General features: G+C 46.7%; 20 protein-coding genes. All 20 read right to left on the reverse strand.

Annotated elements, in window-relative coordinates; translation table 11 throughout:
- Positions 1–65: 65 nt before the first annotated feature.
- Positions 66–1160, reverse strand: a complete 1095-nt coding sequence (locus ACJ28U_RS09315; RefSeq protein ID WP_407619063.1) for a DUF916 and DUF3324 domain-containing protein — start codon at positions 1158–1160, stop codon at positions 66–68.
- 120 nt (positions 1161–1280) lie between these two features.
- On the reverse strand, positions 1281–1838 hold the full coding sequence (locus ACJ28U_RS09320; protein ID WP_407619064.1) for a hypothetical protein: 558 nt from the start codon (positions 1836–1838) through the stop codon (positions 1281–1283).
- Positions 1839–1962: 124 nt separating this feature from the next.
- Positions 1963–3222, reverse strand: a complete 1260-nt coding sequence (locus ACJ28U_RS09325; RefSeq protein WP_407619065.1) for a WxL protein peptidoglycan domain-containing protein — start codon at positions 3220–3222, stop codon at positions 1963–1965.
- Positions 3222–3761 carry a hypothetical protein gene (locus ACJ28U_RS09330; RefSeq protein ID WP_407619066.1) on the reverse strand — a complete coding sequence of 180 codons (540 nt, stop codon included), beginning with the start codon at positions 3759–3761 and terminating at the stop codon, positions 3222–3224. The genes ACJ28U_RS09325 and ACJ28U_RS09330 overlap by 1 nt, the downstream gene beginning before the upstream one ends.
- Before the next feature lie 84 nt (positions 3762–3845).
- Positions 3846–5270 (reverse strand): WxL protein peptidoglycan domain-containing protein, encoded by a 1425-nt coding sequence (locus ACJ28U_RS09335; protein WP_407619067.1) that lies wholly within the window; start codon positions 5268–5270, stop codon positions 3846–3848.
- Positions 5271–5330: 60 nt separating this feature from the next.
- The gene (locus ACJ28U_RS09340) at positions 5331–5825 is read right to left on the reverse strand and encodes a hypothetical protein (protein WP_407619068.1); all 495 of its coding nucleotides are present in this window, start codon (positions 5823–5825) and stop codon (positions 5331–5333) included.
- A 4-nt stretch (positions 5826–5829) separates the two neighbouring features.
- A complete protein-coding gene (locus ACJ28U_RS09345) occupies positions 5830–7098 on the reverse strand; it encodes a WxL protein host-binding domain-containing protein (protein WP_407619069.1) in 1269 nt (422 codons plus the stop codon).
- 90 nt (positions 7099–7188) lie between these two features.
- Positions 7189–7809 carry a hypothetical protein gene (locus ACJ28U_RS09350; RefSeq protein ID WP_407619070.1) on the reverse strand — a complete coding sequence of 207 codons (621 nt, stop codon included), beginning with the start codon at positions 7807–7809 and terminating at the stop codon, positions 7189–7191.
- A 175-nt stretch (positions 7810–7984) separates the two neighbouring features.
- Positions 7985–8266: a hypothetical protein gene (locus ACJ28U_RS09355; RefSeq protein ID WP_407619071.1), complete on the reverse strand. Its 282-nt coding sequence runs from the start codon at positions 8264–8266 to the stop codon at positions 7985–7987.
- A gap of 167 nt (positions 8267–8433) precedes the next feature.
- The gene (locus ACJ28U_RS09360) at positions 8434–8889 is read right to left on the reverse strand and encodes a universal stress protein (protein ID WP_010373452.1); all 456 of its coding nucleotides are present in this window, start codon (positions 8887–8889) and stop codon (positions 8434–8436) included.
- 122 nt (positions 8890–9011) lie between these two features.
- Complete coding sequence (locus ACJ28U_RS09365; RefSeq protein ID WP_407619072.1) at positions 9012–9290, reverse strand: hypothetical protein; 279 nt, start codon at positions 9288–9290, stop codon at positions 9012–9014.
- Between the two features lie 306 nt (positions 9291–9596).
- Positions 9597–10883 carry a replication-associated recombination protein A gene (locus ACJ28U_RS09370; protein WP_407619073.1) on the reverse strand — a complete coding sequence of 429 codons (1287 nt, stop codon included), beginning with the start codon at positions 10881–10883 and terminating at the stop codon, positions 9597–9599.
- 32 nt (positions 10884–10915) lie between these two features.
- Positions 10916–12727, reverse strand: coding sequence for an XRE family transcriptional regulator (locus ACJ28U_RS09375; RefSeq protein ID WP_407619074.1), 1812 nt, complete (start codon positions 12725–12727; stop codon positions 10916–10918).
- 25 nt (positions 12728–12752) lie between these two features.
- Complete coding sequence (locus ACJ28U_RS09380) at positions 12753–13220, reverse strand: YueI family protein (protein ID WP_407619075.1); 468 nt, start codon at positions 13218–13220, stop codon at positions 12753–12755.
- Positions 13221–13561: 341 nt separating this feature from the next.
- A complete protein-coding gene (locus ACJ28U_RS09385) occupies positions 13562–13771 on the reverse strand; it encodes a hypothetical protein (RefSeq protein WP_010373442.1) in 210 nt (69 codons plus the stop codon).
- Positions 13768–15345 carry a peptide chain release factor 3 gene (locus ACJ28U_RS09390; RefSeq protein ID WP_407619097.1) on the reverse strand — a complete coding sequence of 526 codons (1578 nt, stop codon included), beginning with the start codon at positions 15343–15345 and terminating at the stop codon, positions 13768–13770. The genes ACJ28U_RS09385 and ACJ28U_RS09390 overlap by 4 nt, the downstream gene beginning before the upstream one ends.
- 130 nt (positions 15346–15475) lie before the next feature.
- Complete coding sequence (locus ACJ28U_RS09395) at positions 15476–16318, reverse strand: hypothetical protein (RefSeq protein ID WP_407619076.1); 843 nt, start codon at positions 16316–16318, stop codon at positions 15476–15478.
- A 98-nt stretch (positions 16319–16416) separates the two neighbouring features.
- Entirely contained in the window at positions 16417–16968 is a 552-nt protein-coding gene (locus tag ACJ28U_RS09400; RefSeq protein WP_010373437.1) for a DUF402 domain-containing protein, read from the reverse strand.
- A gap of 93 nt (positions 16969–17061) precedes the next feature.
- On the reverse strand, positions 17062–18102 hold the full coding sequence (locus ACJ28U_RS09405) for a WxL protein peptidoglycan domain-containing protein (RefSeq protein ID WP_407619077.1): 1041 nt from the start codon (positions 18100–18102) through the stop codon (positions 17062–17064).
- 101 nt (positions 18103–18203) lie between these two features.
- Positions 18204–23384: a mucin-binding protein gene (locus ACJ28U_RS09410; protein ID WP_407619078.1), complete on the reverse strand. Its 5181-nt coding sequence runs from the start codon at positions 23382–23384 to the stop codon at positions 18204–18206.
- Positions 23385–23396 lie beyond the last annotated feature (12 nt).

The following is a 23396-nucleotide window of genomic DNA, read 5'->3' on the forward strand; positions in this document are numbered from 1 at the left end:
TTTAATATTTAAAAATAAATATGTATGCGGCCATTGCGACCGCTGTTTTTTTATATGTGTGTTGATTACTTCAACTTATCCATGTTTTCTTCGCGTTCTTCCTTACGGCGCTTAGCCAAGATGAACCAAATCAAACCTACGATAACCAAAACAAGCAAGACAACAACACCAATGATTACCCACATGATGACTGGTAGGCTACCCTTTGCCTTAATCATGGCGTCGTTATCGTTAAACTTCTTCGCTTGGTCGGCAGTTACCGTAAACGTTTCTGTCCAATCCTTACGGTAGTCAAAACGTGTGCCGGCCGCATCAGCATACTTACCATTGACATTTTCGCTCCAGAATGCGGTATACGTTGCGGTATACTTACCGGCTGCCAAACGTTGTCCATTTGAATCTATTGTGAAATCAAACTTTGAGTTCGGTGCCATTTGCATCATCTTTTGTGAACCCTTATAAGCAACCTTGCCCTCAGCATCACGTACCTTACCGGTAATCTCCAAACGATTCAAGAGTGCTTGCTTTGGATTCGCCACTTCAGCATTAATTGTTGTGTGACCATTCTTTGAAACAGGTGCGACACGACCCGTATTCAACGTATCGGCAACGTCATTGTTATCCGTCGTATTACGAGCTAACACGGCAACCGTGTATGACAACACGGAATTAATGTTCATACCCGATCCGGCCTTTTGTGCGTTCTGACCTTCTTCCAAAAAGTGAACACCACCGGCCATCACACCTGTCACTGCTTTGTTAGGCATAGTCAATTGCACGTCGACAGCTTGCGTTTGCTTGGCTGGAATCGTCACCTTTTCAGGCGCCTGCATATACTTGCCCAACTGATCAGGCAAAGATGCATCGAACGGCCCATTAGACGTATAATCGACCGCTCCTGCATTAGACGTACCAGCCGTTCCAGCTGTCACATCGATGGTAATGTCCTTATTAGACGTGTTTTGCAAATTAAACGTTAACTTTTCTTGCTGACCGGGGTTCAATTTCAAATCAAAATAACTTGTATTTGATTTGTCAATTTGTGTCGCCGGCACCACCGCTTGCACTGAAAAATCTGACCCAGCTGCGTGCGCTGTTGAGAATGGCAAAATACCCATCAACAGAGCCGCCCCTGCCAATGCCACTCGCTTAATATTCATGACCTATATAAACCTATGCTTTCTGTAAAATCTGTCTTAATAGTAGAAAAAAGTGACGTGTCCCATAGTGGTCGCGTCACCTTTTCGTTTGCATGTCGATAGATTATTCTATGTCCACAATTAGTTAGCTGGACCAGCAACCAACTTCCAGTTGATCATTCCTGTGTATGAACCAGTCGTTGCAGTTGATGGCACGTTCAACGTTACATCACTTGCAGCAGTCGTCTTTTCAATTGCAGTACCCTTTGCATCAGCAACTTGTTCGGGTGTTGCTGAGTAAATTGATTGATCACCAGCCTTCAACTCAGTCGTACCAAGTGACAACTTGTCACCCAATGGCTTAGCGTCAGCATCTGATGTTGACATACCTGAATAATTGGCCATCAAGTGCCACCCCTTACCTGAACCTGACAAGTCAGTGACGTGAGCTGTAATACCGTCCTTTGCAGCAACAGCCGTTGTCTTACCAGCCAGAACATCTTGCATTGAAAGTGAACCAAACTCTACAGTAGACGTTACGTCATCCAACGTCAAATTACCTGGGGCCAAAGTAACTGATCCCTTAGTAGTTGCTGTGTTATCTACCGTGTTTACGTTCGTTTCTCCAGATGCAAATGCAGCCGTTGAAGCTCCCAACAATGAAACTGACAACAATGAAGCCAAAATAATCTTCTTCATAACTCTTTTCTCTTTTCTTCTCTATAAGTTCTCTATTTGTTCAAGTCTCTCCTCAAGAACAAAACTTATTATAGGACTACTTACTTTCCGTGTATACGGAATTCACCACTTGTGTTCAAACTGTTCACAATTTGTTCACATTTGCCGACAAATTTGAATTTTCAGTTAAAACAAACGTATTTTCGACCTGATTTGCTGCTAATACAACCCCCGTTTTCGCGGTTATCTGAGTTACAAAGCCGCTCGGTAACGCCACGCTACGCTTCTCAAAGCGGCGCATCCGTACACTACCACGATCAATAATTTGACCATCAGCTAATACAAAGAGGTAGTTGACTGTGCGACGGCGCAATACAGCGTACAGAATTCCACCAATTAGACCACCAACAATAATTGCTAGCAACAACCAGCCCCACCACGGCATCGCAAAACGCTGTTGCAGCAACGCATCATCCGCCGTCAGTGTCTTAGACTGTTTCGTGGAAACGTGAAGCTTTGTTTGCCCACGCGTGTGATACGTGTAGCGCTTGCCGTTTGGCGCATCAAACCGTAAATTGTCCTTCAAACCGTAATAAGCATCAACTTGCACATCATAATCACCAGCCACCAACTGTTGACCATTCGACCAGACATTAAATTGCATCTGCGAATTCGGGGCCATTTGCATATTGCTGGCATTTCGCTGCAAATAAACACCCTGGGGACCCGTAATTGTCGCCATCACATAGAGCCCGTTTAAGAATGTTTGGGTGTTATTTAGCATTTGAATGCCAACTGTGGCCTGATTATTAACTAGTGTGGCGTCAACATCCCCAATACTAAGATTCGGCACCAGAATTGCATTCGTGGTCCGGTTCAAGACCGCCACGGTATAACCAACCTCCGATTGAAACATGTTTTTTGAATCAGTCGTATTCGTTTGTTGTTGCTGTACGAAGGACACACCACCAGCTAACACACCTGAGATGCCATTATCCGGCGTTTTTACTGATACCGAGGTCGTTGCCGATCCCTTGGCTGGTACAGTGACCGTTTTAGCTTCCGGTGTGATCAATTGCTCCATCCGCGCCGGCAAATTCACAAAATGGTTCTCACCCCAATTTTGTGTGCCATAGACCACGGCACCATTATCAGACGTCCCCGCCGTGCCTGGCGTGACATCAACATTAATTGGCGCGTCAGACGAATTTTGTAACGTAAAAGTCAACTTAGTAGTATCACCCTTTTCCGTTAACAAATCCGCGTACCCTTTGTTGGCTGACTCTTGTCTTTGCGCAGTTGGGGTGGTCAGCTTGACCGTCAGTGCATTATCAGCATGAGCCGTTGCTGTGACCGTGCCCAACATCAGTAAGCCAATCACAATTCCTAACAGACGTCGCATCATTATTCACCCTGTCCAACACCTTGCTGTAATTGGTAACGAACGGTCGCTTGATAATGGCCTAATCCAGCCGTTGCGGGTACCGTTAAGTACGCGTCCATCGCCTTCGATTCCCAAACGTGGCCAGTTGGCGTGGTCGGCGTCGTTTGCGTCGTAATCGCCTTCATCCCTGACAAATCTGGTGTTGCCACCAATTTGTTTTGTTCATCACCTAATGCCAAGCTACCATCAAACTGATTTGTGCCATCTGAAAACTTTGTCACCCCGGCCGCCAATGACCAGGTTTGATCCGCTCCTGTTAAATTGTTCACCACAAAACTACCAGCTGGCAATGTCACTGTTCGTGTCACTGGTCCCTGTGATAAGTCACTCAGCGTCACCGTCTTAAAAGCTAACGTCTGGGGCCATTTTTCAAGGGTTAAGTCGCCCCCTTGAATGTTGACACTCGAAGTCGTTTCGCCAACGGTTTCCGCGCTGGCCACCATATCAACACTGCTCATTAGCGTGATCGATGCCACAAGCAACGTCATTTTCTTGTTCATAAACATCCCCGTCAACTCCCTTCTAGACAGGCACAACTGTGTACACGTTCTGATCACGGCGGAGGTAAACCTCAACTTCGCTGACTAGCACTGGTTGCCCCTGTGCATCGTGCAAATCTTCACCGTAACTATTTTGATCAATTGCCAAATACCCTCGGGCACCACGACACCTTGACGAGCCAACAAGCGACTGAGGTACACATCGTGTTGGGCCACCAACGTATAGTCGGCTGTATAAAAGGCAACCGTCCGCTTCTGACGCTTAAACATCACAAACCAAACACCGAAGCCACCCAACGCTGTACCAGCCAGCAATGCCAACTTAGCAACAGTCGGATTAATCGACGCGCCGCTGACGTTGCGGTCAGCCGCATTTAGCTTACGTGCTTCAGCCGTCGAAATCGGTACCGTCATATCAACGGATAGCCGCTTCGTTGCGCCATCATTTTTGGTATTCGCTTTGGCAACTGTTGCCTGACTAGTTACCGACTGTGTCGTGTCGGCCGGTACCGTCAACTCATTATCAGGGGCCACCGAACTACTATCTTGTTGTTGGCTAAGGCTGGCGGCCTTGTGAGTACCACTGTTATCTGGCCGCTGAGCATTCGACACCGAATCACTAGCATCAGTACTAGATGAATTTGCCACAGCCCCCGGTGTCAACGTGGTCGATCCAGCTGCTGAACCGGTCATTTCAACCTTGTAAGCACCCGCTTCAACCTTGTCCCCATTTAACCAAACCATCCAATTCAACTGTGAATTTGGTGCAAACTGCATCATTTTTTGAGCGCGTCGGTATGTTTTACCACTAGGTGCGGTCACTTTTACATCCATCTTAACCCGGTTAATAAAGGCTGGGTATGGATTTTGAAAATGGAAGACGAATGCGCTTTTACCAGCCACTGTTTTGGCGCCTTCAGATGTCACCGTCGGTTGCTTTGCATATTGTTTCGGTTCAGCATTCTGGGCCAAAACTGCAATATCATACTTAACGGTTGCATTCAATCGGAACCCGGCACCAGAAGTGCGTTGTTGATTTTCTTCTTTAAACCCAACTCCACCAGCAATTGTGCCATCGATCGGTGAGTCAGGCATCGTCAAGGTTGCGGTCACTTGTTTTGTTTCCTTTGGCGCTAACGTGACAACGGGATCCGAGACCGTTAAATGATTCTCCATCCGCGTTGGCAAATTAATAAAGTCCGCATTCGGCCAATTTTCACTCGTATAAACAACGTTTCCGTTCTCACTCGTACCGGCCGTTCCCTTTGTCACATCAACCTTAATCGTCTTATCACTTAAGTTGGCAATTTTGAACGTCAACGTTTGTGTTGACCCCGGTGCCGCAATGACATCCGCATACCCCGTATCGCGCGCTGTTGGTCGTTGCGTGGCTGATTCTTGGTAGGTCACACTGTAATCATCGTGTTCGACCGTTGCTGCTTGGCCGTCTACTTGTAATAAGGTGATACTTGCTACCGTTGCTATAAACAAGGTCATTCGTTGTTTCATAACAACACTCCCTCTCCACTTTCTTGATATATGTATCCCCGCACCTGAGCGGGGGAATAACTATTGGGCAACCCCGTTATTAAGGGTGTATAAGACATTTGCCGCATAATCATCGTTTGAGTTAACTGGCACCGTAATCATCGCCGTCACTGCTGGTGAACGCCAATAACCACTCGCTTTACTGCGGAACAGCGTGGCTGAACCATGTTGCGTCGGGTCGGCACGCATCGTAACGTCGTTAATTGTTAACGATCCGTCAAACGACCGATCACCATTCGTAAATGGTTCCACCGCCATCGACAACGTCCAACCAGCAGTTGCACCAGAATAGTCATTAATCACAAACGCACCAGCTGGTAATGTCGCCGACAATGTTGCGGGCAGGGTCACCTGATGCCAGGGCACCTTGCCAAAATTAATCGACGTGACGCCACGATCAAACGTTCGCGTACCCGGTTCAACCGTGACACCCGCTTTACCTGTCGTTGCAGACGCCGTAACCGGTACTGCCAATGCCAGCAAGCCTATTAAAATAGTTACGCCAATTCTTTTCATTTGCCTAACCTTCTTGCGTTAGTGTGGTCACTTCAATTTCAATGTACGTTTGCTTAGCTGCAATTTGGAGATGTGTCTCATCGATAACCGTCACTGCCGTATTCGGAACAACCCGCGCAGCCTGTGGCAGTGTCACCGCAATCTTACTCATTCGTCCCGCACGAGCCCGTTCTTTAAACATGACCGTGTTCGTCGTCATATCGATCACTTGAATTGTGACTTGGCGCTTCTTCAACAATACGAACCAAAGAATTGCTGCTGCAATCACCACCAAAATACCAATAAACACTTTGTATGCAACAGGCATTTTTGACTTCATTTGCAGGTCGTAGTCAGACTTGTTCAACTTATCTGCTTGGTCAGCCGTCACATGGACGGTCTTAACACTGTGCGTGTGATACGTATACTTGTCGCCGCTAAAGCTATATTGACGTTTACCATCCTTTGACCAGTACGTATCCGTCACAACGCGGTAGTCACCGGTACGCAAACGGGCACCATTCGTATAGACACCCCAATTAAACTGAGTATTCGGTGCCATTTGCATATTGGCCTGCGTACGTGTGAACTTCAACCCATTCGGCCCCGTCACCGTCGTCTTCATTCCCAACGCATTAATAAAGCTAGGGGTTTGATTTTTAACATTAACCGCAAACACCGTGTGCTTATTTACTTGAGATGCCTTCGTATCACCCAGCGTCAGCATCCCCTCTGGAATTTCCTGATTGTTAGACAACAGCACCGCCACAGAGTATTTGAACGTGGCATTAACTTTCAAGCCATCGCCAGTTTGTTTTGAACGGTTTTGGTTGTCTTCAATGAAACTAACGCCACCCGCCATGCGGCCCGTAAATGCTTGCGCCGGTACTTGTAACGTCTCCGTAGCAACCACTGTTTGACCAGCTTTGAGTTGCCATTCTGTCTGATCTGGCTTCAAATAGCGTTGCATTTGATTCGTCATGCCCACAAAGCGTTGGGCTGACCAGTCCGTCGTCGTGTAATCAACTGCACCATTGTCAGTTGTCCCAGCCATACCAGCAACCATGCGAACCGTAATATTCTTTTGCGATGTATTCCGCAACTTAAATTGCAAGGTTTGGTGGCTACCTGGCGTCGCCTTCACATCAATATAACCAGCATCCGCTGATTCAGTGCGCTGATTGTCTGGTTGCACTGGTTGTACCGAATAGTCATCAGCCGCAAATGCTGACGTTGTTACGAACAACGGTGCCACGACCGCCGCTGCGAAAGCCCATTTTGCCCACTTCGTCATTACTCAATCTCTTCTCTTATTTACTACTTTTTTAAACACAAAAAGTCTGGCGAAAACCAGACCGTTTGCGAGTATGTTGCATGTGATAGATTACTTGCCTGCTGGCGTTGCTGAAGCTGCATCAGCTGGCACACCTGACGTCAAGTTGTACGTAATCGTTGCTTCATATTGACCAACCTTGGCAGTTTGTGGCACAAGGATTGATGCATTTACATCGTTATTATTCCAAGTTGTGTGTGAAGTATTCCAAATTCCATCAGACTCCGCATCAAACAACTTAGCTCCTTGCGTTGCTGAAGTGTCAGTTGACAACGGCACGCTGTTAATTGTCAACGTACCGTCAAACTTCTTGTTCGTGCCGGCTACCGTGAAATCAGTCACCGCACCCGTCAATTGCCATTTAGCAGAATCTTGCGTATCCGTCACTTGGAATGTCTTGGCCGCAAGCTTTGCTGGCAATGTTTGGGCCTTTTCTGCCAATTGTGTCAACGTTACCTTACCAAAATCAATTGATGCACCCTTCGCGGTCGTGTTACCAGCTGTATCCTTTTCATCCGCACCAGGCGCCTTATCAATTTGCAAAATACCATTGTCCCCGGTAACGGCCACACTGGCCTTACCAGTTGATGTATCCGCTGATGCAACTCCAGCCGTTGCTAAGACAGACCCTGCTACCAATAGGGTTGCCGTCAATGTCATTACTTTCATCATTCCGTCCCTCTTCGTGGACCTCTCAAATCCACTTCACTCTTTCTTCTCAGGTTTGACCCTTGTTAAAAATAATAAGTTAAAGTAAGTAATTATTTTCGCGCAAATTGTGAAGAAATTGTGAACACGTCCGAAAAAAAGCCCTGACACACCGTATTGGTATGCCAGGGACTAAAATTTAAAGACAATGATAACTAAATGAAATGGCCTCAACTATCCAAAGCACCAGGAGCACGACAATCAGATAGTGGCGTCGCGTAGCCAAACGAATCGACCGGCAGTGGATATACTCTGCCATCCAATCAACCGCGTCGAGCGCTACGGCAACGGAAATCAGCAGCAACAACAAGCCATCTACCACGATGCTATGTTGCAATGAGACACTTTGCAACAAGCTTAGAATCGCAATGGCCAGCAAACTCATCAGTAACAGTGAATTAACCACATCAATTCGTCGCATGCCACCTCACTCCTCTCTTAAAAACCATGTTCCCATCATACTAAATAAAGTGACCCCAAAACGAATTTTCCCAGATAATGACTTTTTGTCGTGCCACGTGCCAAATTTATCAGAAAAACACATCAAAAAAGGCCATCGATTTCTCGACAGCCTAAGCTAACTTGTGATTACTTTGCACGAACAATCAATGTATCGACATTGGCCGTACGCGTTACGTATTCCGTTACTGACCCGATGAGCAAACGCTCAATCGCGTTCAAACCAGTTGCCCCGATCATAATCAAATCAGCGTTCAACTTCTCTGGTGCTTGGTGAGCAATGATGTCCTTTGGTGAACCATACTCAATTGTATAGTCCACGTTTTGGACACCAGCATCCTTAGCTTGTTGCAAGTATGCATCCAACGTCTTCTTTGCCGTTTCAGCAACTTGTTCAACCATTGTCGTCTTAAAGTCAGTCACATTTTGGAAAGCGCGTGTATCAATAACGTGCAAAATGTGCAAGTTGGCATCCTCCCCATTACGGATTGCCACTTGAATTGCCTTGCCCAAAGCGGCTTCCGCTTCCTTTGAGCCATCGACTGGTACCAAAATGTTCTTGTAGTTTACGTTTACATCTGCCATGATAAGTCCTCCTCTAATAGGCTCTTTCCCTATATGTTTATTATACGCTATTTGAAAACGATTTCATTAATAAACGTCAAACAAACCATGCGAGAGGTATGAAGATTTCATTATTGCGCAAATCACTTAAACAAACGACGCACGACAGTTAGCGCTAATGCCGTTGTCATAATTGTCGCGAGGATAACAAAAATGCCGGCTGGTAGTGGTGCGTCTCGATAAATCGCCACGCTAACGAGCAACAAAACAGCATCGACCGTGAAAAACCAACCAAAGACTGTCGCTGGCATTTTGGCTTGGGCTGCATCGATGCCCATAAAGCCAGTTCGGTGTCGCAATAAATAAATTCCCATTGCCCCGATGAGCAAGGCAAAGACAACAAAGGTGATCATAATCATCATGATAAAAATTTCTCTCTTTTTCGCTTCAAATAAAAAAAGCACTACCAGGGCGAACCGTAGTAGTGCACGAACACTTGATTGGCGCCGTTAATGATTCACAATGAGTTGGCTCCAGATTATAGGTAAGTGGGTGAATAAGTCAGCGTTCGCGGCTACTGAGTGAAACAGCTTGCCTCGCCGGCTTCCCGACATCCCCGAGCAATATGGTTGTAAAGCAACTACATATAGTAGGAATCACGCGTACGTCCAAGGAATTCGCATAACCATATTATACGCCTGCCACATAAAATAAACAGTCTTGACAGGCTACTTTTTTAATCCTTTACGTTGGGCGTCAGACAATTTTTGATATTGATCTTTATACGCCACTTCGACCTTTGAGTTTCCCGCTGGATCAAAGTAGTGTTTGCCAACTAATTTATCAGGCAAGTATTGTTGCGGTACCCAATCGCCAGGATACCCGTGTGGATAAACATAATCCACCCCGTGACCCAGTTTTTCGGCGCCTTTATAGTGTGCATCCTTCAAGTGGTCTGGCACATCACCCGTGCCACCCTTGCGCACATCTGCCAGTGCCGCATCGATTGCTGTGTACGCTGAATTCGACTTTGGCGACAATGCCAATTCAATCACGGCATTCGCCAACGGAATCCGTGCTTCCGGAAAGCCCAGCTTTTCAGCTGTATCGATTGCCGTAATCGCTCGAGCTGCTACTGCTGGATTGGCCAGGCCAATATCTTCATACGCGATTACCCGCAGGCGCCGTGAAATAATTGGCAAATCACCCGCTTCAATCAAGCGCGCCAAGTAATGCAACGCCGCATCAGTATCACTACCACGAATCGACTTTTGAAGCGCCGAGATAACATCATAGTGGCCATCCCCATCTTTGTCCGCTGTTAACGCCTTGCGTTGGACAGTTTCCTCAATAATAGGCAACGTAATATGAATCTGGCCATCTTCACTTGGTAACGTTGATTTAACGGCAAGTTCGAGCCCATTCAAAGCCGAACGTAAATCACCATTTGTTGCGTAAACCAATTGCCGTTCTGCATCTTCATCAAGTACCGCATCAAAATTACCAAGCCCGCGGTCCTTATCGGTTAACGCACGTTGAATGGCAATCTTCATGTCATCCTCTGACAATGGCTGCACTTCAAAAATTTGTGACCGTGATCGAATAGCTGGCAAAATTGAGAGATACGGATTTTCCGTCGTGGCACCAATCAAAACGATGCGACCACTCTCCAAATGCGGCAACAAAAAGTCCTGTTTCGTTTTGTCTAACCGATGAATCTCATCAAGCAACAAAACGACAGTGCCTGACATTTTAGCTTCTTCTGCCACAATTTGTAGGTCTTTTTTACTATCCGTGGCGGCGTTTAAAATGCGAAAGGCATATTTCGTTGAACCGGCAATGGCACTCGCAATACTTGTCTTACCCGTACCGGGCGGTCCATATAAAATCATCGACGACAACATTTTCGCCGTGACCATGCGATGAATAATTTTTCCTTCACCGACTAAGTGCTGCTGACCAACAACTTCCTCAATCGTCCGAGGGCGCATTCTAAATGCTAAAGGTTGTTGCATGTCAACCGCCTTCTTTCTTACTTTATTTTGGGCTACTTACCAAGTGCTTGTAAAATTGAGCGATAACGCATCATCATAGCAAAATTACCTGTTAACGTTTGATAGTCGATGACAAAATTACTCAACATTGAGACTAATGCTGTCGGATCATCAAAGAACCATTCATAGTAATCTAACATTGCCCAGCGCCACTGCAACCACAAACTGCCATCGCGGACTTGTTCCCGACCTAAGTCACGTGCCAGGAGTGTGTAATAGGCAACCAATTCACGATTGCCTAGTAACGCTGCTCTAAATGTTGCTAAGTCAAGCGCCTCTAAAATGTTTTCAATCAAGCGATAAGGTTCATAGGATTTTTCATAGACGCGTCGCATCTGTTTGGCCCAAATATCAATCATATCCAGTGAATCAATGGCCAACAAACCAAACTTCACCAAGCGTACTTCGTGATCATGCCACACATCAATACTCATTAGCTCATCCATGATTTCCCGACCTAACTGATTGGCCACCGGACTTGATAACCAGCCAGGATAACGGGCCATACCATCTAGTGCGCGATAGTCAAAGGAAGCTTCTAAATCACGCCGCGTACCTAGTCGTTCGTAATTCTTCAGGGCAACCTCGGCCATCACATGGTACATACTGGGATCGGTCAATTCTGGCACATACTGCACCCAAGTTGTATGCGTGGTATCAATGTATTGACTGTATACCACTGCATCTAAATCGGCCGGCAATAAGCGCAGGACCCGCATCAAAACCGTCATATCATCAGCCCGTAATAGGTCCGGATCCTTGTAAGCACGGTACAACTTATAAGTCGACACGCCAGCGCGATCAATTGTTCCTGTCGTAATATGCTTCCCTTGCACTACCCATTGAAACAGCTTACCAAAATGTTCAAAGTATGGCACTTCGGTTCCGGCTGCATAAACGGGAAAATGATTTGGTGTTTCAGCTGGTTGCCAGAAACTCTCACGTTCGGCGCGATAGGTTTGCCAGATTAATGCCAGGTTTAAATCACTTGGTGCAATGCCAATGACACTCGCCTGTTCGCGTTCGGCTGCTGCCAAAAACGAAGCAACTAAATCATCCAAAGCGGGATTTAACATCATCTCGTCATCACGCACCAGCATCGCCAACCGTCGCAAAATTTTTAGTTCAACCGTATCATCCGTGGCTGGTTGATTAATAATCGCTTCTAGAATAAACCGCGTATTTTCGCGATTACGATTCTTAGGATCAATCAAAAACTTTTTGATGGCTTGCACGTGCATCTGCATGGCAATTCCCCAGACATCAATTGGCAAGAACGTGTTAAACATCGTGATAGAACGGGCAAACCGTTGGTACACAACCATAAACTCTTCAGGCGTCAAGCCATACGCCAACAAACCAGCTACATTCAACTCGAAGATGGTGTAACTATCAGTTGCCATCAATAACTTTTTTAACGACGCAAATAACGTCGGATTATACCCACCGTTTTCACGAATATACAGGACCATCTGAGCCACTTGATGGCCATAATCGTCAGGCCCCGCCGCTGCTACAGTCTTTTCAGTCTCAATCACATCGGTTTTCAACTGGTCAAGTGACATCGCAAACATCGAAACCGTGCTAAACGGCCGAAATAATGGGACCTTGACTGCCATTGCCAATTCTGAAAAGGTCATGGTTAACAATGTTAATACATCAATTAATTCTTTTAACGATAACTCTGCCTCGCCAGCAACAAAGCGATACCAGCGTGACTTACTGATGCCAAACTGTTCAATCGCACTGATACTCACGTTTTTATCAGCTCGAATATCATTCAGCACTTCACCATATGGTCTCATTTTCTCTCTCCCTTTAAGCGACTATTTAACCAAACAATCGCTTATACCAAGGCTTTTTCCCCGCCGGTTGGCTCTCTCCTTCCACCGTTGGTGCCTCAGTTAACTTCACAATATCAATTTGATCGATATTGACAGCCTCTTTTGCTGCGAACACCGCAACGATATCTGAACGATCAAACACATCGTCTGACTTCAGCGTAAACCCAATGCTATACTTCGAGGCTAATTGCATATATGGGGATAAATCATCTAATTCTAAATGGCCATTTAAGAACAACGTGCCATCTGGATGCGCCTTAAATTGGGCCTCCCAGGTTGGCATGTAGGCCGCCTGACCAAATGTGTCACGTGTTTGCGCCGCATAAACTCGCTCTCTAAACGTGCCCAAATAGTGGTTACGTTCATCCGGGTTAATTTGTGGTGTGCCGTAAACGGCTGCTTGCATATGTGGATCCATATCTGACATAGGCGGGTCCTCAACTTTCATTTTCATAGTAGTTTCACCCCTAAGTTTACCATAATGACGGCACAAAAAAAGAGACGGAAATTCCGTCTCACTCAATCTTCTATCTAAAGAAGAATCATTTCGAAGCCTACCTGATACGACTCAGGCTTGGTGTGAAATTTGGGAAAAACACCAAACGACTTCATATAGGGGTTCAACTAGTTTTGACACTAGTAGCTCGTGGGAAATTGGGTAAAAGCCACGGGCTTTAAGAACAAAAATTATTATACCCCCGAACCTTACAAAACACATGCATTTTACACATGTTCTATATCCCGTTTTCGGTACACTAAAACGCAAAAAAACGGTCATCACTGACCGTTTTTTCTTTAACTGAACATCAACGTTGAAATCCCCGCAACGAAGACGTATGTCATATATGCACCGAATACCCAGTGAAGCGCATTAAACAGTACTGGAAATGCACGCAAAATGCGGTGCCCAACGAAGTACAAAACCGTTGGTGCCACCATAATTAAGGCGAAAATTTCCAACCCCATTAGCCATGTATTTGGTGCCATTGGCATCAAAAGAATCATAGCTTTTCCTCCAAATCAACATCTGGATACTTGTCTTTAAACCAGCGTTCTGCGAATTGGTTTTCAAACAAGAAGACCGGTTGCTCAGCCCGATCACGTACCAACAAGTTACGTGACGAAGCCATACGTGGATCCAATTGTTCAGGGTTAATCCAACGGGCAATCTTTGATCCCATTGGCTCCAATGAGACTTCGGTATTGTATTCATTTTCCATACGGAATTGGAACACTTCAAATTGCAACGCACCCACGGCACCCAAAATGTAATCACCTGAATCCCATGCCGTGTACATTTGGATTGTTCCTTCTTGCACCAATTGGGTCACACCCTTGTGGAATGACTTTTGCTTCAAGACATTCTTTGCGTGCACCCGCATGAACAATTCTGGCGTAAACGTTGGTAGCTCTTCAAATTCAACAGCCTTCTTACCGGCGTAAATCGTGTCACCAATTTGGAAATTACCCGTATCATAAACACCGATAATATCACCTGGATAAGCATTTTCAACGTTTTCACGAGTGTCTGCCATGAATTGGGTCACGTTCGACAAACGCAACTTCTTGTTGGTTCGGGCCAAAGTGACATCCATACCACGTTCAAATTCACCAGATACAATACGCACAAAGGCAATACGGTCACGGTGATTTGGGTTCATGTTGGCTTGAATCTTAAACACAAAGCCAGAGAATTGGGCTGTCGCTGGTTCAACTTCATCCCCACTCACCGTCTTCTTAGCAGAAGGTGCTGGCGCAAATTGCATGTATGTTTGCAAGAATGTCTCAATACCAAACCCTTGCAAGGCAGAACCGAAGAAGACTGGTGTCAATTCTCCGTTCATCACGGCTTGCTCATTGAACTGGTTACCGGCATCCTTCAACATTTCGATTTCATCGCGCGTTTCCGCCCACAATGAATTCTCTTGCAACTTGTTAGGTTCAGCTAAGTCCGTGCCTGCAGCGTTCAAGGGCAAGAAACGCTCTGCTTCAGACTCTGGACGGAAGACCTCGACATTGTTGTGATACAAGTCAAACAAGCCCGCCAAAATTTGACCTGATCCAATTGGCCAGTTCATTGGGTAAGCATTAATTCCCAACGTTGATTCCAACTCATCCACCAAGTCCAACGCATCACGACCATCACGGTCCAACTTGTTGAAGAATGTGAAAATTGGAATGTGTCGTTCACTAACGATTTCGAACAACTTCTTCGTTTGTGGCTCGATACCCTTGGCTGAGTCGACCACCATGATAACTGAGTCAACCGCCATCAACGTACGGTACGTGTCTTCAGAAAAGTCTTCGTGTCCTGGCGTATCCAAAATGTTGATACGCTTACCGTCAAAATCAAACTGCAAAACTGATGAGGTAACTGAGATACCACGCTTTTGCTCAATTTCCATCCAGTCAGATTTTGCGAAATTTCCCTTACGGCCCTTAACAGTTCCAGCTTCACGCACAACACCACCGAGCTTCAATAGTTGCTCCGTGATGGTCGTTTTACCGGCGTCAGGGTGGGAAATGATGGCAAACGTGCGGCGCGTTTGCAATTCCTCTTGTAATGATGCCATTTTTATCGCCCTTAATTTCTTTACTTTATTTACCGATTTTTTGAAAAATCTTAACAATTCAGTATACCGAAAAAACGGCCGTGATTCAACACCACGACCGTTCCGTTTTTGACGTATTTAGTTGTCCGAAAAGCGCTTACCACTTGTGTTGCTTGGCAATATCTTCGAGCGTCATCCCGCCATGTGAGTCAATCACTTGGTTCATCGCGGCTTGCAATTCCGAGGCTGGCAAGTCTTGCACATTGTATCCCTTAGCGATCAACTCTGCTCGTGCTGCTGCGACATCGGCTGAATCCATTTGTCGTTCTGATGATGAATCGGCCGGAACTGAACTTGCATCTGAAGACGTCGTGTCTGATGAACCACTAACAGAGCTCTCAGTTGTACTGTCACTAGCTGCCTTACTTGACTTGAACGCCTCACTAATTGATTGTGCAGCCGATGAACGACTAACAGACGCTGCAACGGATGATGATAACTCCGCTGCTTTTCGTGATGAGGATGCTGCTTCACTTGCTGCCTTGCTCTGCGAGGCGGCAATACTTGCAGAAGCTGCCTTAGAGGACGCAAGAGACGCCGCCTTGCTTGATGACACCTTGGCTTCAGAAGACGCCCGGCTCGTCTTGACCTTACGAACAGCCACATCAATGTTCTCGTTCACTAAGTCCACCGCACCGTCAACAACTTTCGCAGTGTGGTACCAATCCAGGGCATCTTGCCAATCACCCTTATTGGCACTTTTATCTGCCCGGATAGCATACACCAGTTGATCCAACGCTGTTCGCGCTTCAACTGACTTCTTTTCCTTTTGTGCTTCTTGGTAGTAGAACTTGGCATCTGACCAATTCTGCTTGTTTAATGCATTGTGCGCATTTGTCATCGTCGCCTCATACCCTTGATTGCTGGTGACGTGGCGGTACCCGATAATACCACCAACAAACGCGATAATTAGCAATAAGACTAACCCAAACTTTTTCATATTGTTTATCCCCTTAAAACATTTCCGTTTTTGATTATAAAGTAAAAGCAGCCAAAATGCGCTAACATTCTGGTTGCCTTTACAAAATCATATTGCGACTAACGATTATTACGACGCTTGATTTCCAAGTAGCGTCGGTACCACAAGTCGATGTACTCATCAGAGAATGGGCCCTGGTGCTTATTGATCCAATCCACGAGAATTTTCACGTGCTCCTTTACGATAAAATCAATATCCGCCGGGTATTGCCACTGCGCTTTGTGTAGCTCGTACTCATCCGTATCCAGCAGACGCTTCTCGCCGTCTGGGAAAACCTTCACGTCTAAGTCGTAGTCTACGTATTTTAGGGCTTCTTTATCCAAAACAAATGGTGAAGCGAGGTTGCAGTAATATGACACCCCATTATCTCGTATCATCGCGACGATGTTAAACCAATACTTACGGTGAAAATACACAATAGCAGGCTCACGTGTCACCCATCGACGCCCGTCATCTTCGGTCACCAATGTGTGATCGTTCAACCCAATAATTGCATTTTCACTGGTTTTAAGGACCATCGTATCACGCCAAGTTCGGTGTAAACTGCCGTCGTGCTTGTAGCTCTTAATCGTAATAAAGTCGCCTTCCCGAGGTAGTCGACTATCTTTCATCTCTGAGCCCTTTTACGGCCTTTCACCAAATTTATTCTTTTTTATTGTATCACGTGACACGCCCCGACGCACTGTTGTCTTGGGATTCATCTCTTAATAACGCTTGTGGAGCCCCCGAATTTTAATCATCACAGTGACGATGGCCACAACCAACACAAGCAATATCATCACCATCACGGTATCTAACCACGACCAAGTATTGACGTGACGCGTTGTGAATTCATCGGCCGTGACGTTAACCGTGGTTTCCCAATGCTTCACGAACTCTTTTTTATCACTAATGTTGTCCACATAATCACCGGTAACACTGTCGCGCACCCAACGAGCAGCCAAACGAACGGTATAGTCACCCGACGGCAAGCCCGTCTTTTTTAAATTAATCGGCCATGTCATTTTTGAATATGGGGCCATTGTCATGCCTGCCTGTTCGCGTTGCAAGACAATCTTGCCGTGCTTATCCACCACCTGCGCTGTAACTCGGAATTTATTGACGAAATTACCGTGCGGGTTTCGAACTAAAATCCCCAGTGCTGGTTTTCCTTTAATGCGCTTAACCGCTGCTGAATCGAATACCGGTTTTGCCACGGGCAGGTCGTCTTTATTACGGACAAAGACGCCAATCGTTTTTGGAATCGTCGTGATGCCTTGATCGTCACTACTTTGCGATTTTTTAGTTGCCGCTTCACCACGCGGGGTAATTTTAATGCCACCAGCTAGTAACCCTTGCCAAGCCGTTTTAGGCGTTTTAAGCGTGACATTAAACCCTGTATTTGTAGCCGCCTTGGCAGTCACAGTTGCCGGAATCTGCATGTCCTCACCGATTGGTTCGGGCAACGATGCATCAAATGTCGTATCGTTCGCCGTGTAGTTGATGTTCCCGTTTACCTTGGTTTTAGCCGTTCCTTTGGCAATATCAAACACGATATCTTTGTCCGTGTGATTTGTAATTACAAATGACATGTTCTGGGTTTGATTTGGCGCCAGCACCATATCAAACGCTTCCGTGTGATTTCCTTTAATCTGCGTTGCCGGAATTAATGCATGGACTTCATAGTCCGCGACATCCGCGTGCACCTGACTTTGTACGCCAAGCAGTGCCGCAACGAATGCCAATGCTAACCCAATTTTTTTCATAACCATTCCTCTTCTTAAAACGAAAAACCCCTTCACCCCCTTAAGCCACTAACGCAAAGCGTCAGTGGCTAGCAGGAGCGAAGAGGTTTCTTCGTTATTTTTTAATTCTGGTCACCAGCATCTCGGCGTGCAGCTAGCTTACGCTCAGTCGCTTCGCGTCGACGATAGAAAGCCATGAGAACGCCGAACATACCGGCGGCAACTAATGTTGCAAACAATAGCGCCACAAAGTATGGGTCGTTCGTCATAACATTGGTGTCATGTAAGTTTTGCAAATCACCGACATCGCCATCCTTATCGTCTGGGATTTCGTGAATCCACAAGCCTTCATCACCATCAACAACTGTATCGTGAATAACCGCAACATCTGGTTCTGTAATCGGTGCCAGTGGTGCTACTGGCGTTATTGGCGTCACATTCACCGCGCTCGCCGACGTGATAATCGCCTGACTCGCAGGTGCCTGACTAGCCAGCACCGGTGCAACTGATGTTACCACTGGCACACTTGGTGTTGGCTGCAAAACAGTCACAACAGTTGGTGTTGGTTCAGTCGTCATTGGTGCTTTTACAGACTCGTGTGGTGCGGCTGGGGCCTTCGCCATCGCAACAAAGGTTACCACCTGATCACCGTTTGGTTCGTCAGTCCGAACTAACTTGTAACCTGGCACATTGGCAACCTGCACATCACCAAAGTCTGTTTCGCCCGTTTGACCATTGATCGTAATTTCACTCACAACAGTTCGCGCAGTTCGGTCGTGCGTTTCCAGCCAAGGCGTTTCAGCATGGGCGTACTTGGTCTTGTCTGTTACTGCAGCATCTGGCACGCGTTCACCCGTCACCCGATCAACACTAAAGTGAGGTGTCACCGTAACGATTTGTTCGACCGTTACTACCTTGCCATCCGGCGTTTTAATCGTCGTGTGGCGAACAATTGTGCGCGTCTTACCCGTACCATCAACAGTATCGTGCTTCAAGTGAATCTCAAATACTTGCGAATCACGTGTTGCATCAGCAATCGCATCATAATGGGTACCAACAACAAAGCCGTCTGATACCAATACATAACCCATTGCTTCATAACGCTTAATGGTTGCTGGACTGTTGTAAACAATCTCACCATCCGTCACGCCTCGCACATCATCGACGCGTAAGGCTGCACCAGTCGTATCATCAATCACGACAATTTGTGCTTTCGCAGCATTCGCCACAAAAGTTACGTGGTGTCCTTGCGGTGCATTATCAACAGTCGCCAAACCATTTGGCGTGGTATCCGTTGCTTCCGGTGCAATGCTTGTCGCTGGTCGCCCATCGACTAACATCGTGTAACCAGGCACCGCATACTTCGTCAAATCAACCGTTGCAAAATCAACACCCGTTGTTGACGTTTGGGTCACCTGACCCACAATATTTGGTCGGCCAGCCAACTTAGGGAACGTAACCGTCACCGTTTGTTGTTGCACGGCTGGCGTGTAAGTCACCGTATAGTCTTGCGAATCAGTTTCCTTCGCAGTGTAAACAAACTCGTCAATTGACGTGTATGTCTTACCAGCAGCGTCAGTAATCACATAACTATAACCCGGCACAGCCAAATCCGCAGTCTTCGTACCAAAACTGATTGCTGTATCTGATGTCCCCGTCGTCTCAACAATCGTCTGACGATGCTTAGGATCATTAACAAATGTTAGCGTCGCCTTCTGATCCGTGTTAGCCACAAATGTCACGTTGTGAACTTGTGGTACACCATCAGTTGTTGACGTGCCATTGGCCGTGGTATCCGTTGCCTCAGGCATAATCGTCGTTGTCTTCACACCATCAACCAACATTGTGTAACCGTCAACGTTGTAGTTCGATAGGTCAGTCGCCGTGAAATCTTGACCAGTAACAGTCGTGTTCACCACTGTGCCAGTCTCGTTAGCTCGGTTTGCTGACATAGGGAATGTCACGTTAACTGTTTGTTGTTGTACTTCAGGCGTGTACACCACTGTGTAACTTGGGTTCTGCAGCGTACCGTCAGGGTTAACCGCGAATTGGCCAGGGACAGTTGTCAAATCAAAGTTGGCCTCTGAATTTTCAACCATCTTATGACCCGCCGCATCCGTCACCGTGAACGTGTAACCTGGTACCGCCGTCACTGCCGTCGCACCTGTAGCAGTTGTATTTAACGCATCCGTCTTACCCGTGATTGTCGCCGTTGCGGGTACATTCACTTGCGCCTTTTGCGTCGCATTCAACCCTGTCGTGTCGGTGTTAACCGTCACAACCTGTTCAACTGGTGTGTAAACAACCGTGAAGTGGTCATTCTTTGGTGTGCCATCCGGGTTGACCGTAAATGCGCCTGACACAATCGTCAAATCAAAGTCTGACGTTGCATCTTGCGCCACAACCTTCCCAGCTGCATTCGTCACCGTGAACGTGTAGCCTGGTACAGCTGGCACCGTCGTCTGTCCTTGCGCCGTCGTATAATCTGCATCTGTCTTACCACTAATTTCACCATCCACGGCGTTAACCGTTGCTTGTTGTTCCTTCGTCAACGTTGTCGTATCAAAGTGAACCGCAACCTTCACTGGCTCAGCAGTATACGTGACAGTGTAATCTTGCAAGTCAACTTCCTTCGCTGTGTAAACGAAATCATCAATTGACTTGTACGTGTTACCAGCCACATCCGTAATAACGTAGCTGTAACCCGGCACTGCCAAATCAGCCGTCGTCGTCCCAAAGTTAATCGTCGTATCTGACTCACCATCATTCTTGGTAATTTGATCGCGACGCTTAGGATCATCAACAAACGTCAGACGTGCCTTTTGATCGGTTTTCGCGACAAACGTCACCGTGTGCAATTGTGGCTTGCGATCAGTCTTACTCAAACCATTAGCAGTTGCGTCAGTCGCTTCTACTGCAATGCTAGTTGCTGGCGTACCGTCAACTAACATTGTGTATCCATCGACGTTGTAACTTGATAGGTCAGTGACCGTGAAGTCCTGTCCCGTCACAGACTTATTAACAACTGTGCCTGTCTCGTTAGCACGGTTTGCCGACGCAGGGAACGTCACGTTGACCGTTTGTTGTTGCAATTCAGGTGTGTATACCACGCTGTAACTTGGGTTCTTTAACGATCCATTTGCATTAACTGCAAATTGACCTGGCACCTTAGTCAAATCAAAGTTCTTCTCTGAATTTTCAACAACCGGCTTACCTGACGCATCCGTTACCGTAAATGTGTAACCCGGCACGGCCTTAACGGTTGTGTCACCGTCAGCCGTTGCATTCAACGCATCCGTCTTACCGGTGATTGTCGCCGTAGTTGGTGCCTTTACTTGTGACGTTTGCGTCTCGTTCAAGTTAGACGTTTCGTAGTTCACCGCTACCGTTTGCTTAACTGGCGTGTAAACCACCGTAAAGTGATCGTTAACCAGATTGCCGGCAGGCTTCAATGCAAAGGCCCCGTCTGCTGTCGTCAAATCAAATGACTTCGTCGCATCACTGACAACCGTCTCACCTGATGCATCTGTAATAGTAAACGTGTATCCCGGCACAGCCTTGACGACCTTATCGCCAGTTGCTGTGTTATAGGTCGCATCCGTTACGCCATCAAGTTGGCCATCCTGCACATCAACCGTTGCCCGTTGTGCAGGGGTTAGGTTAGACGTGTCGTAATCCACCGCTACCTTTTGGGCAACTGGTGTGTATACGACTGTAAAGTGATCATTAATTGGCTGACCAGCTTCATTAACTTCAAACGTACCCGTCAACGTTGTCAAATCAAATGGCTTCGTCGCGTCTTGAACAACCGGCTTATCTGACGCATTGGTCACCGTAAACGTGTAACCTGGCACAGCTGGTACCGTTGTCGCACCATTCGCCGTTGCATACTTTGCGTCCGTTACACCAGTAATCTTGCCATCAGTTGTCTTAACGGTCGCCTTTTGACCGTCAGTTAAGTTGTTTTTGTCATAGTGCACAGCAACTTCCACTGGCAATGTCGTGTACGTAACTGTGTAGTCCTGTGAATCAGCCTCCTTGGCCGTGTAGACAAAGTCGTCAATTGACTCATATGTCTTGCCGGCCACATCGGTAATCACATAACTGTAACCTGGCACATGCAACTTAGCCGTCGTCGTCCCAAAGTCAATCGTTGTGTCTGACACACCATTATCCTTAGAAATCATATCGCGGTGCTTTGGATCGTTCTTAAACGTCAACGTCGCCTTTTGATCCGCCTTCGCCTCGAATGTGACTTCGTGAAGCTGCGGCTCGCTATCTGTCTTGTTCAAACCGTTAGCCGTTGTGTCAGTCGCTTCTGCCGCAATGCTGGTTGCTGGCTTACCATCAACTAACATCGTGTAACCATCAACGTTATAACTTGATAGGTCAGTGACCGTAAAGTTATCGCCAGTCACAGACTTATTCACGACCTCGCCAGTTACGTTTGGCTTACCCGCTGATGCAGGGAATGTCACGTTAACTGTCTGCTGTTGCAATTCAGGCGTGTAAACAACCGTGTAACTTGGGTTCTTTAACGTACCATCTGAGTTAACCGCAAATTGACCAGGAACCTTCTTTAAGTCAAAGTCCTTTTCAGAATCCTTTACAACGTCACCAAAATTATTCGTCACTGTAAACGTGTAGCCTGGTACTGCCTTTACAGTAGTCGCACCATCGGCTGTCGCATAACCAGCATCCGTCTTACCCGTGATGACACCATCAGTTGCATTGACTGTCGTCTTTTGACCAGCAGTCAAATTCTCAGTGTCATAATGTACGGCAACTTCCACTGGCTTAGCTGTATAGGTGACAGTGTAGTCTTGTGAATCAGCTTCCTTCGCCGTGTAAACAAAGTCGTCAATTGACGTGTACTTGTTACCGACAACATCCTCAATGACATAATCGTAACCCGGCACCGTCAAATCAGCCGTCGTCGTACCGAAGTTAATCGTCTCGTCTGACGTTCCTTCTGATTCAACGATTGTCGTCCGGTGCTTTGGATCGTTCTTAAACGTCAACGTCGCCTTTTGATCCGTGTTAGCCACATACGTCACCTTGTGATTCTGTGGTGTCCCATCAGTTTCACTCAAGCCGTTAGCCGTTGTGTCAGTTGGCTCCGACGCAATCGTGGTCGTTTTCACGCCGTCAACATACATCGTATAACCGTCGACACTGTACTTCGCTGCTAGGTCAGTATCCGTAAAGTCGATACCAGTTACTGATTCCTTCACGACATCGCCAGTTACGTTTGGCTTTCCCGCTGATGCAGGGAACGTCACGTTGACTGTTTGCTGTTGCAATTCAGGCGTGTA

The organism is Weissella sp. MSCH1 (genome assembly GCF_045799135.1).
Lineage (GTDB): Bacteria > Bacillota > Bacilli > Lactobacillales > Lactobacillaceae > Weissella.

Coding starts and splice junctions, on each gene's coding strand:
- ACJ28U_RS09315 (WP_407619063.1), bottom strand. CDS start 1,160: ATGAATATTAAGCGAGTGGCATTGGCAGGGGCGGCTCTGTTGATGGGT.
- ACJ28U_RS09320 (WP_407619064.1), bottom strand. CDS start 1,838: ATGAAGAAGATTATTTTGGCTTCATTGTTGTCAGTTTCATTGTTGGGA.
- ACJ28U_RS09325 (WP_407619065.1), bottom strand. CDS start 3,222: ATGATGCGACGTCTGTTAGGAATTGTGATTGGCTTACTGATGTTGGGC.
- ACJ28U_RS09330 (WP_407619066.1), bottom strand. CDS start 3,761: ATGAACAAGAAAATGACGTTGCTTGTGGCATCGATCACGCTAATGAGC.
- ACJ28U_RS09335 (WP_407619067.1), bottom strand. CDS start 5,270: ATGAAACAACGAATGACCTTGTTTATAGCAACGGTAGCAAGTATCACC.
- ACJ28U_RS09340 (WP_407619068.1), bottom strand. CDS start 5,825: ATGAAAAGAATTGGCGTAACTATTTTAATAGGCTTGCTGGCATTGGCA.
- ACJ28U_RS09345 (WP_407619069.1), bottom strand. CDS start 7,098: ATGACGAAGTGGGCAAAATGGGCTTTCGCAGCGGCGGTCGTGGCACCG.
- ACJ28U_RS09350 (WP_407619070.1), bottom strand. CDS start 7,809: ATGATGAAAGTAATGACATTGACGGCAACCCTATTGGTAGCAGGGTCT.
- ACJ28U_RS09355 (WP_407619071.1), bottom strand. CDS start 8,266: ATGCGACGAATTGATGTGGTTAATTCACTGTTACTGATGAGTTTGCTG.
- ACJ28U_RS09360 (WP_010373452.1), bottom strand. CDS start 8,889: ATGGCAGATGTAAACGTAAACTACAAGAACATTTTGGTACCAGTCGAT.
- ACJ28U_RS09365 (WP_407619072.1), bottom strand. CDS start 9,290: ATGATGATTATGATCACCTTTGTTGTCTTTGCCTTGCTCATCGGGGCA.
- ACJ28U_RS09370 (WP_407619073.1), bottom strand. CDS start 10,883: ATGCAACAACCTTTAGCATTTAGAATGCGCCCTCGGACGATTGAGGAA.
- ACJ28U_RS09375 (WP_407619074.1), bottom strand. CDS start 12,727: ATGAGACCATATGGTGAAGTGCTGAATGATATTCGAGCTGATAAAAAC.
- ACJ28U_RS09380 (WP_407619075.1), bottom strand. CDS start 13,220: ATGAAAATGAAAGTTGAGGACCCGCCTATGTCAGATATGGATCCACAT.
- ACJ28U_RS09385 (WP_010373442.1), bottom strand. CDS start 13,771: ATGATTCTTTTGATGCCAATGGCACCAAATACATGGCTAATGGGGTTG.
- ACJ28U_RS09395 (WP_407619076.1), bottom strand. CDS start 16,318: ATGAAAAAGTTTGGGTTAGTCTTATTGCTAATTATCGCGTTTGTTGGT.
- ACJ28U_RS09400 (WP_010373437.1), bottom strand. CDS start 16,968: ATGAAAGATAGTCGACTACCTCGGGAAGGCGACTTTATTACGATTAAG.
- ACJ28U_RS09405 (WP_407619077.1), bottom strand. CDS start 18,102: ATGAAAAAAATTGGGTTAGCATTGGCATTCGTTGCGGCACTGCTTGGC.